A 14,634-nucleotide genomic window follows, 5' to 3' on the forward strand; every position below is an offset into this window, starting at 1 on the left:
ACGGCAACGCAGGCGACGCGGATGCCGGGCGTCGCGCAGTAGGCGCTCGACCGGGAGTCATGCCGAGGCTCCGGCGACCGCCGCGGTGACCGCCGCGAGCGCCTCGTCGATGCGGGACACGTCGCTGCCGCCGCCCTGGGCCATGTCGGCCTTGCCGCCGCCCTTGCCGTCGAGGAACGGGCTCGCGACCCGCACCAGCTCGCCGGCCGAGAGCCCGCGGGCCTGGGCCGCGTCGTTGAGCGCCGCCACGATCGCCGCCTTGCCGTCGGCCGCGCCGATCAGCACGACCGCGGCCGGGGCGTCGCCCTGCAGCCGCGCCCGGACGTCGGTGGCGAGCGTGCGGACGTCACCGCCGCCGGCTCCGTCGAGCCGCTGCGCGACGAGCCGTACGCCGTTCACGTCGACCGCGGCGTCGGCCAGGCCTGCGCCGCCGGCCAGCAGCTGGGCGAGTCGGATCTTCTCGATCTCCTTCTCGCTCTGCCGGAGCCGCTCGACGAGGTCCTCGACGCGGCCGACGAGGTCGCCGGGCTGGGTCTTGAGCAGGCTGGTCAGCTGGCCGACCACGTCCCGCTCGCGCGCGAGGTAGCGGAAGCCCTCCACGCCGGTGAACGCCTCGATCCGGCGGTTGCCGGAGCCGACGGACGCCTCACCGGTGACGACGATCGTCCCGATCTGGCTGGAGTGGTCGACGTGGGTGCCGCCGCAGAGCTCGCGCGACCAGGGGCCGCCGATCTCGACCACGCGCACCTTGGTGTCGTCGTAGGTCTCGCCGAAGAGGGCGATCGCCCCCCAGTCCTTGGCCTCGGCGAGCGTCATGTACTGCCACCCGACCGGCAGGTCGGCGCGCAGGGCGTTGTTCGACACCTCCTCGAGCTCGGTCAGCTGACCCGGCGTCAGCGCCTGGGTCCAGCCGAAGTCGAGGCGGAGGTAGCCGGGCCGGTTGTAGGAGCCGGACTGCAGGGCGGTGGGGCCGAGCACCTCGCGCAGCGCCGCGTGCACGACGTGCGTGCCCGAGTGCGCCTGGCGGGCGCCGATGCGCCACTCCGGGTCGACCTTCGCGTGCAGGCCGCTGGCCTGAGCCGGCAGCTCGCCGTCGACGACGCGGACCTGGTGCACGACGAGGCCACGCACCGGCCGCTGCACGTCGATCACCTCGAGCTTGGCCCCGGCGTACTCGATCACGCCGGCGTCGGCCACCTGGCCGCCGGACTCGGCGTAGAACGGGGTGCGGTCGAGCACGAGCTCGCCGATCTCACCCTCGCGGAGCACGTCGACCGGCGCACCCTCCTTGAGCGCGGCGAGCACCTTCGACTCGGTCTCGAGCGTCTCGTAGGCGAGCCACTCGGTCGGGCCGTTGGCGTCCAGGATGCCCCGGTAGACGGTGGTGTCCGCGTGCTGGCCCTTCTTGGCGCGCGCGTCGGCCTTCGCCCGCTCGCGCTGCTCGGCCATCAGCTGCCGGAAGCCCGGCTCGTCGACGGCGAGGTCGGCCTCCGCCGCCATCTCCAGGGTCAGGTCGATCGGGAAGCCGTAGGTGTCGTGGAGGGCGAACGCCTTGTCGCCGGAGATCGTGGTGGCCCCGGAGGCCTTCACCTCGCCGGCGGCGAGGTCGAAGATCTGGGTGCCGGCCTGGAGGGTCTTGCGGAACGCCTCCTCCTCGGCGAAGGCCACCCGCGCGATCCGGTCCCACTCGGTGAACAGCTCGGGGTAGGTCTCACCCATCTTGTCGCGGGAGACCGGCATCAGCTCGGGCAGCGCCGGGTCGGCGTACCCGAGCAGGCGCATGTTGCGCACCGCCCGCCGGAGCAGGCGACGCAGGACGTAGCCGCGACCCTCGTTGCCCGGCGTCACGCCGTCGTTGATGAGCATCAGCCCGGAGCGCACGTGGTCGGCGACCACGCGGAAGCGGACGTCGTCGGTCGCGTCGGCGCCGTACTTCTTGCCGCTGAGCGCCTCGGCCTGCTCGATCACCGGGAAGACGGTGTCGATCTCGTACATGTTGTGCTTGCCCTGCAGCAGGTACGCGACCCGCTCCAGGCCCATGCCGGTGTCGATGTTCTTGCTCGGGAGCGGTCCGGCGATGTCGAAGTCGTCCTTCGCCCGGACCCGCGAGAGCTCGTCCTGCATGAAGACGAGGTTCCAGATCTCCAGGAACCGGTCCTCGTCGGCGTCCGGGCCGCCGTCGGGGCCGTACTCCGGGCCGCGGTCGATGTAGATCTCGCTGCACGGGCCGCCCGGACCGGGGATGCCCATGTTCCAGTAGTTGTCCTTCAGGCCGCGCGGCTGGATGCGGTCGGCCGGGACGCCCACCTTCAGCCAGTAGTCACGTGCCTCGGTGTCCTCGGGGAGGATGGTGACCCAGATCTTGTCCTCGGGGAAGCCGAGACCGCCGTCGTCCTGCGACTTCGTGATGAGATCCCAGGCGTAGCCGATGGCGCCTTCCTTGAAGTAGTCGCCGAAGGAGAAGTTGCCATTCATCTGGAAGAACGTGCCGTGCCGGGTGGTCTTGCCGACCTCCTCGATGTCGAGGGTCCGCACGCACTTCTGGACGCTGGTCGCGCGCGGGTACGGCGGCGTCTCCTGACCGAGGAAGTACGGCTTGAAGGGCACCATGCCGGCGTTGACGAACAGCAGGTTCGGGTCGTCGAGCAGCAGCGACGCGGAGGGTACGACGGTGTGCCCGTTCTCCTCGAAGTGCGCGAGGAAGCGGCGCCGGATCTCCGCGCTGCTCAGGTAGCCGGTCATCGGATTTCCTTCGGGTCGTTCTGTGCGGGCTGGGCGGTCGGGGGTGCCTCGAGGGCGGGCGTCCCAGGCTCCGGGGACGGCAGGCCGAATCGGCGGCGGAGGTCGGTCTCCGAGTCGGCCACGCCCTGCGCGACCTCCTCGCGGAACATGCGGGCCCCCAGCGTGGCGGCCTTCACCCGGTCGCCGATGCCGTCGGCCGTGAAGGCCTCGGCGACCCGGCGTGCCCGGACCATGCCGTACACGCCGGCGGCCACGCCGGCGCCGAACCAGATCCCGCGCCTCACTGCGACCTCATCCGGTGAGCTCGATCCCCGCACGCTGGCGCGCCTCGAACTCCCGACGGGCCTGGCGCAGGTCGGCCCGGCGCTGCTTGCGCGAGCGCTTGACCTCCCGCTTCATCTCGAACCGGATCCGGTTGCGGACCTCCGGGGCGAGCGCGTGCCGCAGCCCGGCCGCCAGCGACGCCGTACGGACCAGGCTCTCGCGGAGCAGGGTGTCGACGAACGGCAGCGGGACCGGCGGGATGCCCGGGACCAGGGCGCGCTCGCGGCCCAGGTCGGTGATCACGAACTCGCGGTCGTCGACGATGACCGGCGCGCGGTCCGAGGTCACCAGGCGCTGCGCGGCGACGGACTGCGCCCTCAGCTCCTCCTCCAGCTCGGTCAGCTGGACCCGCAGCGCCTCCGCGCTGTCCGCCGCGTCCGCGAGCCTCGCGTCGGCGGCATCGCGCTCGGCGCGGGCGGAGCGCAGCTGGCCGGTGAGCCAGACGACGGCACCGACCAGCACGGCGACGACCAGCAGGAGAAGCGGGATCACGGGAGGCAAGCCTAGTGGTCGGGGCATGGCTGCTTGAGCGGCGGCGTCGCGAGCGGCCTCCGGTGCGTGCGGCGGCAAGGCGGAGGAGGGAGCGATGCCGGAGGCCTCGCGACTGACGACAACGCAGCCGACGTGCGTGCCGGGGGTCGCGCAGCAGGCGCCGGTCAAGCAGCCATGCCCTTACCGGTGGCCCCTGATGATCGCCCGGATCCGCTCCCACCGCTGCTTGACCGCGGCCTCGTTCCCGAGCTCGGTCGGGCGGTAGTAGGCGGCGTCCACGAGCACGTCGGGCAGGTACTGCTGCTCGGCGATGCCGAAGGGCTCGTCGTGGCTGTAGACGTAGCCCTGCCCGTGCCCGAGCTTCGCCGCACCCGCGTAGTGGGCGTCGCGCAGGTGGGCGGGCACCGCCCCGATCTTCCCGGCGCGTACGTCGGCGATGGCCTCGCCGATCCCGACGTACGCCGCATTGGACTTCGGCGCGACCGCGAGCGCGACGGTGGCGTGGCCGAGGGTGATCCGAGCCTCCGGCATGCCGATCAGCTGGACCGCCTGGGCCGCGGCGACCGCGGTCGGGAGCGCGGTCGGGTCGGCCAGCCCGATGTCCTCGCTGGCGCTGATGATCAGCCGACGGGCGATGAACCGCGGGTCCTCGCCCGCCTCCAGCATCCGCGCCAGGTAGTGCAGCGCCGCGTCGGAGTCGCTGCCGCGGATCGACTTGATGAAGGCGCTGATGACGTCGTAGTGCTGGTCGCCGTCGCGGTCGTAGCGCACGGCGGCCTGGTCGGCCGCGGCCTCGGCGACCTCGACGGTGATCAGCGGAGTGGGTGAGCCTGTCGAGACCGCGGCGCCGGCCGCCGCCTCCAGGTAGGTGAGCGAGCGGCGGGCGTCTCCCCCGGCCAGCCGCACGATGTGGTCGCGCGCGTCGTCGGACAGGGTGACCGCAGCGCCGAGCCCCCGCTCGTCGGCGACGGCCCGGTCGAGCACGGCCGCGATGTCGTCGTCGGTCAGCGACTCCAGGCGCAGCAGCAGGCTGCGCGAGAGCAGCGGCGAGATGACGCTGAAGCTCGGGTTCTCCGTCGTCGCGGCGACGAGGGTCACCCAGCGGTTCTCGACGCCGGGGAGCAGGGCGTCCTGCTGCGCCTTGCTGAACCGGTGCACCTCGTCGACGAAGAGCACCGTCTGCCGCCCACCGGCCATCAGCTCGAGGCGCGCGGCCTCGATCGCCTCGCGGACCTCCTTCACCCCGGCCGCGACCGCGGAGATCTCGACGAACCGGCGACCGGTCTGGTGGCTGATGATCGAGGCGATCGTGGTCTTGCCGGTGCCGGGCGGTCCCCAGAGCAGCAGGGACAGCGCCCGGTCGTCCTCGACGAGCTGGCGCAGCGGCGAGCCCGGCGCCTTCAGCTGCGGCTGGCCGACGAGCTCGTCCAGCGTCCGGGGGCGCATCCGCACCGCCAGGGGCGCCGCGGCGTGGGTCGCGTCGCTGAGCGACCCACCCGTCGGCGTGCTCCCGGCGATGTCGAACAGACCCTCCATGACGGCGAGCCTAGGCCGTGCCTCCGACCTCCCCGACCTCAGACCGAGCCGATCCCCGGCTTGTCGAGGTCGAACCACTTGTCGGCGTAGCCGGGCTGGTCGTCGAGGTCGGCGGGCGGCTGGGCCTCGGGGTCCGGCTGGCCGTAGGCGTCGACCCCGAGCAGGCGCGCGGTGAACGGCTCCATCGGCGCCTGGCCCAGACGACCCGGGAAGTGGCACGCCACCTTGTGCCGGCGCCCGATCTGCAGCAGCGGCGGCTCGACCTCGGCACAGATCTCCTGCGCGAGCGGGCAGCGGGTGCGGAAGTGGCAGCCCGACGGCGGGTTGATCGGGCTCGGGACGTCGCCCTGCAGCCGGATGCGCTCCCGCCGACCGCCCACCGTCGCCTGCTTCACGTCCGGGACGGCCGAGAGCAGTGCCTGGGTGTAGGGGTGGTGCGCGTTGCCGTAGATGCTGTCGCGATCGCCGATCTCGACGATCTTGCCGAGGTACATGACCGCGATCTCGGGGCAGAAGTGCCGGACGACCGCGAGGTCGTGGGCGATGAACAGGAAGGCGATCCCGAACTCGCGCTGCAGGTCCTGCAGCAGGTTGATGACCTGTGCCTGGATCGAGACGTCCAGTGCCGAGACGGGTTCGTCGGCCACCAAGAGCTTCGGCTGGAGGGTGAGCGCGCGGGCGATGCCGATGCGCTGGCGCTGACCGCCGGAGAACTCGTGCGGGTAGCGGTTGTAGTGCTCGGGGTTGAGGCCGACGATCTCCAGCAGCTCCTGGACCCGCGGCAGGATCTTGTTCTTCGGCACCACCTTGTGGACCTCGAGCGGAGCGCCCACGATCGTCCCGACCGTGTGCCGCGGGTTCAACGAGGTCGCGGGGTCCTGGAAGATCATCTGGATCTCGCGCCGCATCGGCAGCAGCTGACGCTGCGACAGCTGGGCGATGTCGCGGCCCTCGAACTCGATCTTGCCGGCCGTCGGCTGGTAGAGCCGGGTGATCAGCCGACCCGTCGTCGACTTGCCGCAACCGGACTCGCCGACCAGGCCGAGCGACCCGTTGGTCGGCACCTGGAAGGACACGCCGTCGACGGCCTTCACGTGACCGATGGTCCGGCGGATGACGCCGGAGCTCTTGACCGGGAAGTACATCTTCAGCTTGTCGACGGTCAGCACCGGCGGCGCGTCCAGGTCCGCCTGGACGGCCGCGTGACCCACGGGCGTCCCGAGCGTGGCGTCGGCGGTGTTCGAATCGGTCGTCATGACTGCTCCTCGACGAGGTCGGGCGCGATCTCGGGCAGCACCTCGACGGCGTACACCTCGTCGGGGTTGGCGAGATGGCAGCGCTTGGTGTGGGTGCCTCCGCTGGCCGCGGGCGTGAGGTCGGGCAGCTGTGTGAAGCACAGGTTGCCCGGCACCTTGTCCCGGTGGTCGCACCGCGGGTGGAACGCGCAGCCGGTCGGCGGGGTGAGCAGGCTCGGCGGGTTCCCCCGGATCGGGATCAGCTTGGCGTCCGTGTCACCGCTCACGTCAGGGACGCTGGACAGCAGGCCCCAGGTGTACGGCATCTCCGGCCGCACCAGGATCTCGTGGGTCGGGCCGTACTCGACCGCCCGACCGGCGTACATGACCAGCACGTCGTCGGCCATCTCGGCGACGACCCCGAGGTCGTGGGTGATGATGATGATCGCGGAGTTGAACTCCTTCTGCAGGTCCTGGAGCAGGTCCAGGATCTGCGCCTGCACGGTCACGTCCAGTGCCGTGGTCGGCTCGTCGGCGATCAGCAGGCCCGGGTCGTTGATCAGGCTCATCGCGATCATGGCGCGCTGTCGCATCCCGCCGGAGAACTGGTGCGGGTAGTCGTCGACCCGCCGCTCCGGGTTCGGGATCCCGACTCGGTCCAGCATCTCGATCGCGCGCCGCTTCGCCGCCTTGCGGCTCACGTCGTTGTGGACCCGGTAGGCCTCGGCGATCTGGTTGCCCACCGAGTAGTACGGGTGCATCGCCGAGAGCGGGTCCTGGAAGATCATCGCGACGTCCTTGCCGCGGCGCCGGCGCATGTCCTCGTCGTCGATCCGCAGCAGGTCGACGCCGTCGAGCAGGATCTCCCCGCTCACCTGGGCGTTGGTGCCGCGGTGCAGGCCCAGGATCGCCGAGCTCGACACGGACTTGCCCGAGCCGGACTCACCGACGATGCCGAGGGTGCGACCGCGGTCGACCTCGTAGGAGAGGCCGTCCGTGGCCTTGACGATGCCGTCGGAGGTCGGGAAGTGGACGACCAGGTCCCGAACCGACAGATAGCTGTCGGTGGGAGCGGTGGAGGTCTCAGAACTGTTCATGGTGGTTGTCGTCATGGGGCGCCTCAGACCAGCCGGACCCGCGGGTCGATGAATGCGTACAGGATGTCGACGATGATGTTGGCGACGATGATGAACGCGGCGAGCAGCAGCACGATGCCGACGATCGTGGGCATGTCGAACCGCGCGTTCGCGGTGACCGCGAGCAGGCCGAGGCCGTTGAGGCTGAAGACGGACTCGGTGATGATCGCTCCGCCGAGGAGCACCGCCAGGTCGAGGCCGGCCATCGTGAGCAGCGGGGTGAGCGCGGCACGCAGCGTGTGCTTGAGCAGCAGCGGCACGCGCTTGACCCCCTTGGCCTTGGCCGTGCGGATGTAGTCCTCACCGGAGGACTCGATGATGAAGGCCCGACTCATCCGGGCGTACGCCGCCATGTAGAACAGGGCCAGCGTGACCGCAGGGAGCACCAGGTTCGTGAACCACAGGCCCGGGTCCTGGGTGAAGGGCACGTAGACGGGTCGTTGGAAGATGTTCCACTTGATCGCCACGAACCGCAGCAGGATGGTGCCGATGACGAACGTGGGCAGCGCGTAGAACACCAGCGAGAGCCCGACGATGCCGCGATCCAGGAACGAGCCCTTGGTCATCGCGGCGATGATGCCGAAGAGCAGACCGCCGATGATCCAGAACACGAACGCGACGATGGCGATGGAGATCGAGATCGGGGTGGCGTTCTTGAGCAGGCTGTTGACCGTGGCCGTGTGCACCTGCGAGTAGCCGAGGCAGGGGGCCGCACAGTGGGTCACGATGTTCGGGTTGGCAGCGCGGAGCGCGGGGTCGTTCGGGTAGTCGCGACCGACGACGACGCCCTTCAGGAACTCGCCCCACTGGACGAGGATCGGGTGGTCGTAGCCCAGTGCCTTCTTCGTGTTCTCGATCTGGGCCGGCGTGCAGACCTTGCCGCACGCGTTGCGGGCCGGGTCGAAGGCCCCCGAGAAGAACAACAGGAACGTGACCAGGCTCATCACGATGAGCAGCACCACGCCGATCACAAGGCGGCGGATGATGTAGGCATACATGGCTTCGAGTGGCTCTTCCCGCAGAGGTCTGCCCGCTCACGGGGCGGGGCGCCGTGGCGCCCCGCCCCGTGTCGGTGCACGGTCAATGACTGGTGTGGTGACGGCCGAGGTCATCGGCCGCCACCCAGCCATCAGTGGTTGCTGACGTCGATCCCGCCCAGGTCCGGGTAGCCGTTGGAGGCCGCCGTCGTCTGGTAGTTGGTGACGTTCGAGCCCCGCAGGAGGTTGAAGATCTGGTTCTCCAGCGGGATGTAGGCGTAGTCCTTGCCCAGCTGAGCGTCGGCCTTCTGCAGGGCCGTGGTCTGCTGCGCGAGGGTCGACGCGTTCTGCGCCTCGTCGACGTACTTGTTGAACGCCGGCGAGTTGTACTGGCCGTAGTCGTTCTGGCTCGAGCTCGGGGTCAGGTTGACCCGACCGTCGAACAGCGGCGGGGTGATGGTGATGGCCGACGGCCAGTCAGCGCCCCATCCGGCCCAGTAGAACGAGCCCTTGTTCGAGGGCTTCTGGATCGTCGCGTAGTAGTTGTCCGCACCGATGCCCTGCAGGGTCACGTCGAAGCCGGCCTGCTTCCACTGGGCCTGCAGCACGGCTGCCTGCTTGTCAGCGGTGTCGGTCTTCTCGTACATGAAGGTGATCGGGTACGGCGTCTTGACGCCTGCCTGCTGCAGCAGCTGCTTCGCCGCGTTCACGTCGCCCGACGGCGGCGCGGTGAACGCCGGGTTGGGCTGGTAGCCGGTGATCGTCGGAAGCACGATCGACTTGGCCGTCTTGTAGGAGCGGGTACCGCCGCCGGCGTCGATCCAGCCCTGGTCGTTGGTCGCCAGGTAGATGGCCTTGCGGACCAGCACGTTCGGGACGTTCTTGACGTTCATCGCCAGGTAGTCGACGTACGGCGACGGGACCGTGGTGAGGCGGTCGTTGACCGAGCCGGTGAGCTGGCCGTAGCGCGTCGGCGGGACCGAGCGGTCGCTGACCGCGTTGACGTCGGTGCCGTTGTCGGCGATGAGGCGGTCCGCGATCGTCTCGGTCGTGCCGCCGACCTGGAAGATGACCTTGTCGGGCAGGGCCTTGCGGCTACCAGTGGTGTCGCTGCTCGCCTTGTAGTTCGGGTTGCGGACGAACGTGCCGCCCGTGTCCTCGTTCCACGAGCCCTGGAGCTCGTAGGGGCCGTCGGAGAACACCGAGTAGTTCGACTTGTCGCCGTTGTCCTGGTCGGCCCGGTACGGGTCCATCATGTGCAGCGCGGCGATGGCGAGCGGGAAGTCCGGCCACGGCTTCTTGAAGTTGTAGGTGATCGTCTGCCCCTGGCAGGTGATCGCCTTGTCGAACGCCTTCTGACCCGCGGCGTTCTTGGCCGACTTGTCGTACGGGCCGGCGTAGATGGAGGAGCCGTCCTTGTTGGTCGGGACGTTGAGGTAGGAGACCAGGTAGTTCGGGCCACCGGTCAGGACGTCCTGGGCGAAGACCCGCGATGCGCCGTACTTGAAGTCGTCACACGTGATCGGCTTGCCGTCCTGCCAGGTCACGCCGCTCTTGATCGTGAACTTCCAGGTCTTCGCGCCATTCAGGGACGTTCCGGTGTTGGTGGCGAGGTCAGGAACCGGGGTGATGGACGTCTTGGTGTTGGTGCTGTCCGGGAAGGTGACGAGCTGGCGGTAGACCAGGCGCGAGAGGTTCGTGATGTCCCGGCCGATGTAGACGCGCTGCGGGTCGAGGTGCTCCGGCTTGGCACTCGTGGAAATCAGGTAGTACAGCGTGCCCTTCTCGGGAGCCGCCGAGCTGCCGCCTCCGCCGCACGCGGCTAGGAGACCGGCCGAGGCCGCTACGACAGCGCCTGCGGCGAGCACGCGCTTTCGATTCCTGAACATGGTTCCTCCTTGTGTGAGTGGCACCTCCCGACAGGTGGCGCACGTTCCCCGCGGGCAGGCAGCCCGCCGGGAAGACTTATCGATTGCCCTTGGGGTCCAGCGCATCGCCCAGGCCGTCGCCGAGCAGGTTGAAGCTGACCACGATCGTCACGATCACGACCGTCGGGATCCAGAAGTAGGTGTTGTCGCCGTTGCCGATCCACTGGGTGGCATCCGCGAGCACGTTGCCCAGCGTCGGCATGGGGGCCTGCACGCCGACACCCAGGTAGCTCAGGGCGGCCTCGGCCGACACGTAGGACGGCAGCAACAGGGTGCTGACGACCAGCAGGGGCGCCCACAGGTTGGGCAGGATCTCCTTGAAGTAGATCCGGGAGTTGGAGGCGCCGATGGAGCGCGCCGCGTCGATGAACTCGCGCTCGCGGATGGACAGCACCTGACCGCGCACCAGACGCGCGACCGGGGGCCACCCGAAGAAGCCGAGGACCAGGATCACGTAGAGCGCGTTACCGAGGTTGCCCCTGATGTGCATCTGCTCGTTGAGGAAGGCGATGATCGGCGTCGAGAGGGCGAGCAGCATCAGCGTCTGCGGGAACGAGAGCGTCAGGTCGACCAACCGGCCGATCACCGCGTCCAGCAGGCCGCGCGAGTAGCCGCCGATGATGCCGAGGACCGTGCCCAGCACCACCGAGACGATCGTGGCGAACAGGCAGATGGCGACCGAGAACGCCACCCCGATCCACAGCCGGGAGAGGACGTCCGTGCCGTCGCCGGGCACGACGCCGAAGAGGTGGTGAGCGCTCACCCCGCCGAAGGAGCCCGTCGGCACGCCACCCGAAGTGGGGTCGGTCAGGTCCTGGTGGGGCGTGCTGTAGTCCAGGACGCCGAGCTTGAGGAGGATCGGCGCCAGCACGGCGAGGACGACGAGGATGCTGACCACCACGAAGGAGATCATCGAGAGCACGTCGTGGCGGAACCGGTTGATCGCGAGCCGCAGCGGCGACTTCGCCGCCGGGGCACCGACGACCTCCCCGACCGTGGTGTCTTCGGCGACCTCATCGATCTGCGTGGGGCTGATCGTCATGCGCACCTCGTGGGCTGGTCGGGACTACGGCGTTACGACCGGCCCCACGACACCGTCGTGGCCCGGACGTCCGCGACTTTAGCCCTCTGTGATGCGCACGACGATCACCGTGAGGTAACGATCCGGACACGAACGCCCGATCCGGCGTTCCGGCCGCTCTCACGGCGATGTTCCGACCGATCAAGCGGTGGGCGGAACATCCTCCTTCGGCATGGCGTCGACGCCCGCTTCCTTGCGCTGCTCCGCGGTGATGGGTGCGGGCGCGGCGGTGAGCGGGTCGAAGCCGCCTCCCGACTTCGGGAACGCGATGACCTCGCGGATCGAGTCGACCTTGGCGAGCATGGCGACGATGCGGTCCATGCCGACCGCGATGCCGCCGTGGGGCGGGGCGCCGTACTTGAAGGCGTCGAGGAGGAAGCCGAACTTCTCCTGCGCCTCGTCGTCGTCGATGCCCATCACCTGGAAGACCCGCTTCTGCACGTCCTCGCGGTGGATGCGGATGGAGCCGCCGCCGAGCTCGCTGCCGTTGCAGACGATGTCGTAGGCGTAGGCCAGCGCGCTGCCCGGGTCGGTGTCGAAGGTGTCGGCGAACTCCGGCTTGGGCCCGGTGAAGGCGTGGTGCACGGCCGTCCAGGCGCCCGCGCCCACGGCGACGTCACCCGACGCGACCGCGTCGGAGGCCGGCTCGAACATCGGGGCGTCCACGACCCAGGTGAACGCGAACGCGTCCTCGTCGATCAGGCCGCAGCGGCGGCCGATCTCCAGGCGGGCGGCACCGAGCAGGGCCCGGCTGGACTTGGTCGCGCCGGCGGCGAAGAAGATGCAGTCACCGATCTGCGCGCCGACGTGGGCGGCGAGACCGGCCTTCTCCTCGTCGGAGAGGTTCTTGGCGACCGGTCCCCCGAGCTCGCCGTCCTCCTGGACCAGCACGTAGGCCAGGCCGCGCGCACCACGCTGCTTGGCCCAGTCCTGCCAGGCGTCCAGCTGCTTGCGCGGCTGGCTCGCGCCGCCGGGCATGACCACGGCGCCGACGTACTCGGCCTGGAAGACGCGGAACGGCGTGTCCTTGAAGTAGTCGGTGCACTCGACGAGCTCCTGACCCATGCGCAGGTCGGGCTTGTCACTGCCGTAGAGACGCATCGCGTCGGCGTACGTCATGCGTGGGATGGGCCGCGGGATGGTCACGCCGATCTGCGCCCACATCGCCTCGAGGACGTCCTCGGTCAGGGCGATGACGTCCTCCTGGTCCACGAAGCTCATCTCGATGTCGAGCTGGGTGAACTCGGGCTGACGGTCGGCGCGGAAGTCCTCGTCGCGGTAGCAGCGCGCGATCTGGAAGTAGCGCTCGAGTCCGCCGACCATGAGCAGCTGCTTGAACAGCTGCGGGCTCTGCGGCAGGGCGTACCAGCTGCCGGGGTGCAGCCGCGCGGGCACCAGGAAGTCACGCGCGCCCTCGGGGGTGCTGCGGGTCAGCGTCGGGGTCTCGACCTCGACGAAGCCGTGGCGGTCCAGGACGTCGCGCGCGGCCTTGTTGACCTTGCTGCGCAGGCGGATGGCGGCCGCGGGGCCGCTACGGCGCAGGTCGAGGTAGCGGTACTTCAGCCGCGCCTCCTCGCCGACCTCACCGGCGCTGCTGGCGTCGTCGATGGGGAACGGCAGCGGCGCGCTCGGGTTGAGGATCTCCAGCTCGGAGACGACGACCTCGACCTCGCCGGTCGGGATGTTGGGGTTGACGTTGCCCTCCGAGCGCGCGATCACCTCGCCGGTGACGGCGATGCAGAACTCGCTGCGCAGGGCGTGCGCCTCCTCCTCGTCACGGAAGACGATCTGCACCACGCCGCTGGCATCGCGCAGGTCGATGAAGGTCACGCCACCGTGATCGCGCCGCCGCGCCACCCAGCCCGCGAGGGTGACGGTCTGGCCGACGTTCTCGGCACGCAGCGTGCCGGCGTCCTGGGTGCGGATCACTTCTTCTCCTCGAGGTGCTTGACAAGGTCTTCCAGTGCTACGGCGACCTGGTCGCCGGTGTCCATCGATTTCACCTGGGCCACGCCGGCCGCCAGGTCACGCTCGCCGATCACGACGACGTACGGCGCTCCGCTGCGATCGGCCTGCTTCATCGCACCCTTCAGGCCGCGCTCGCCGTACACCTGGTCGGTGCGCAGCCCGTGGTTGCGCAGGGCGGCCACGATGCCGGGGGCGCGGTCGCGCGCGGCGCCGAGGGGGACGACGTACACGTCGAGCGGGCTGCGCGGGCCGACCTGCAGGCCCTCGGCCTCGCAGGCGAGGAAGGTGCGGTCCAGGCCGAGGCCGAAGCCGATGCCGGACAGCTCCTGGCCGCCGAGCTCGGCCATGAGGCCGTCGTACCGGCCGCCGCCGCCGATGCCCGACTGGGCGCCGAGGCCGTCGTGGACGAACTCGAAGGTGGTGCGGGTGTAGTAGTCGAGGCCGCGGACCATGCGCGGGTTGACGACGTAGGCGACGCCCTGCTCGTCGAGGAGCGCGCGGACCGCGGCGAAGTGCGTCGCGCACGGCTCGCAGAGGTGATCGAGCATGAGCGGTGCGTCGGCGAGCTGGGCGACCACCTCGGGCCGCTTGTCGTCCAGGACGCGCAGCGGGTTGATGAGCGCTCGCTCGCGGGTCGGCTCGTCGAGGTCGAGGGTGTCCAGGAAGGCCTGCAGCAGCGCCCGGTACGGCGGACGGCACTCCTTGCAGCCGAGGCTGGTCATCTCCAGCCGGTAGCCGGTCAGGCCGAGGCCCCGGAAGCCGGCGTCGGCCATGGCCACGACCTCAGCGTCCAGCGCCGGGTCGTCGGAGCCGATCGCCTCGACGCCGAACTGCTGCAGCTGGCGGTAGCGGCCGTGCTGCGGGCGCTCGGCGCGGAAGAACGGGCCGGCGTACCAGAGCTTGACGGGGAGCGCGCCACGGTCGAGCCGGTGCTCGATGACGCTGCGCATGACGCCGGCGGTGCCCTCGGGGCGCAGGGTCAGGGAGCGGTCGCCGCGGTCGGTGAAGGTGTACATCTCCTTCGAGACCACGTCGGTGGACTCCCCCACGCCGCGCACGTAGAGGGCGGTGTCCTCGAAGATCGGCAGCTCGATGTAGCCGTAGCCGGCCAGGATCGCCGGCCTCGCCAGGGCATCCTTGATCGCGAGCCAGGTCGCGGAGGCGGGCGGCAGGTACTCGGGCACGCCCTTGGGCGCGGAGATGGTGTCGGCCATC

At 70.0% G+C, this 14,634-nt stretch carries 11 protein-coding genes; all 11 read right to left on the reverse strand.

The features are described from left to right. Positions 1-57: 57 nt before the first annotated feature. Positions 58-2,742 carry an alanine--tRNA ligase gene (gene alaS, locus ACYVAQ_RS17515; RefSeq protein ID WP_460791711.1) on the reverse strand — a complete coding sequence of 895 codons (2,685 nt, stop codon included), beginning with the start codon at positions 2,740-2,742 and terminating at the stop codon, positions 58-60. Next, positions 2,739-3,026: a DUF6167 family protein gene (locus ACYVAQ_RS17520; protein ID WP_460791712.1), complete on the reverse strand. Its 288-nt coding sequence runs from the start codon at positions 3,024-3,026 to the stop codon at positions 2,739-2,741. Before ACYVAQ_RS17520 ends, alaS begins: the two co-directional genes overlap by 4 nt. A gap of 7 nt (positions 3,027-3,033) precedes the next feature. Beyond that, positions 3,034-3,558, reverse strand: coding sequence for a hypothetical protein (locus ACYVAQ_RS17525; protein ID WP_460791713.1), 525 nt, complete (start codon positions 3,556-3,558; stop codon positions 3,034-3,036). Positions 3,559-3,738: 180 nt separating this feature from the next. Then, positions 3,739-5,094: a replication-associated recombination protein A gene (locus tag ACYVAQ_RS17530; protein WP_460791714.1), complete on the reverse strand. Its 1,356-nt coding sequence runs from the start codon at positions 5,092-5,094 to the stop codon at positions 3,739-3,741. Between the two features lie 38 nt (positions 5,095-5,132). After that, a complete protein-coding gene (locus ACYVAQ_RS17535) occupies positions 5,133-6,350 on the reverse strand; it encodes an ABC transporter ATP-binding protein (RefSeq protein ID WP_460791715.1) in 1,218 nt (405 codons plus the stop codon). Next, positions 6,347-7,426 carry an ABC transporter ATP-binding protein gene (locus ACYVAQ_RS17540; protein WP_460791717.1) on the reverse strand — a complete coding sequence of 360 codons (1,080 nt, stop codon included), beginning with the start codon at positions 7,424-7,426 and terminating at the stop codon, positions 6,347-6,349. Before ACYVAQ_RS17540 ends, ACYVAQ_RS17535 begins: the two co-directional genes overlap by 4 nt. Before the next feature lie 23 nt (positions 7,427-7,449). Continuing rightward, positions 7,450-8,463 (reverse strand): ABC transporter permease, encoded by a 1,014-nt coding sequence (locus ACYVAQ_RS17545; RefSeq protein WP_460791718.1) that lies wholly within the window; start codon positions 8,461-8,463, stop codon positions 7,450-7,452. 131 nt (positions 8,464-8,594) lie between these two features. Next, positions 8,595-10,331, reverse strand: a complete 1,737-nt coding sequence (locus ACYVAQ_RS17550) for an ABC transporter substrate-binding protein (protein ID WP_460791721.1) — start codon at positions 10,329-10,331, stop codon at positions 8,595-8,597. 76 nt (positions 10,332-10,407) lie between these two features. After that, on the reverse strand, positions 10,408-11,412 hold the full coding sequence (locus ACYVAQ_RS17555; RefSeq protein ID WP_460791722.1) for an ABC transporter permease: 1,005 nt from the start codon (positions 11,410-11,412) through the stop codon (positions 10,408-10,410). A gap of 180 nt (positions 11,413-11,592) precedes the next feature. Continuing rightward, entirely contained in the window at positions 11,593-13,380 is a 1,788-nt protein-coding gene (aspS, locus tag ACYVAQ_RS17560) for an aspartate--tRNA ligase (RefSeq protein WP_460791723.1), read from the reverse strand. After that, the gene (hisS, locus tag ACYVAQ_RS17565) at positions 13,377-14,633 is read right to left on the reverse strand and encodes a histidine--tRNA ligase (protein ID WP_460791724.1); all 1,257 of its coding nucleotides are present in this window, start codon (positions 14,631-14,633) and stop codon (positions 13,377-13,379) included. Before hisS ends, aspS begins: the two co-directional genes overlap by 4 nt. Position 14,634 lies beyond the last annotated feature (1 nt).

The sequence above is a fragment of the Nocardioides maradonensis genome, assembly GCF_054777115.1.

What these genes read in the sequence shown, in the direction of transcription:
- ACYVAQ_RS17545 (WP_460791718.1), bottom strand. Translation starts at nt 8,463, where the DNA reads ATGTATGCCTACATCATCCGCCGCCTTGTGATCGGCGTGGTGCTGCTC.
- ACYVAQ_RS17535 (WP_460791715.1), bottom strand. Translation starts at nt 6,350, where the DNA reads ATGACGACCGATTCGAACACCGCCGACGCCACGCTCGGGACGCCCGTG.
- ACYVAQ_RS17550 (WP_460791721.1), bottom strand. Translation starts at nt 10,331, where the DNA reads ATGTTCAGGAATCGAAAGCGCGTGCTCGCCGCAGGCGCTGTCGTAGCG.
- ACYVAQ_RS17530 (WP_460791714.1), bottom strand. Translation starts at nt 5,094, where the DNA reads ATGGAGGGTCTGTTCGACATCGCCGGGAGCACGCCGACGGGTGGGTCG.
- hisS (WP_460791724.1), bottom strand. Translation starts at nt 14,633, where the DNA reads ATGGCCGACACCATCTCCGCGCCCAAGGGCGTGCCCGAGTACCTGCCG.
- ACYVAQ_RS17540 (WP_460791717.1), bottom strand. Translation starts at nt 7,426, where the DNA reads ATGAACAGTTCTGAGACCTCCACCGCTCCCACCGACAGCTATCTGTCG.
- ACYVAQ_RS17555 (WP_460791722.1), bottom strand. Translation starts at nt 11,412, where the DNA reads ATGACGATCAGCCCCACGCAGATCGATGAGGTCGCCGAAGACACCACG.
- alaS (WP_460791711.1), bottom strand. Translation starts at nt 2,742, where the DNA reads ATGACCGGCTACCTGAGCAGCGCGGAGATCCGGCGCCGCTTCCTCGCG.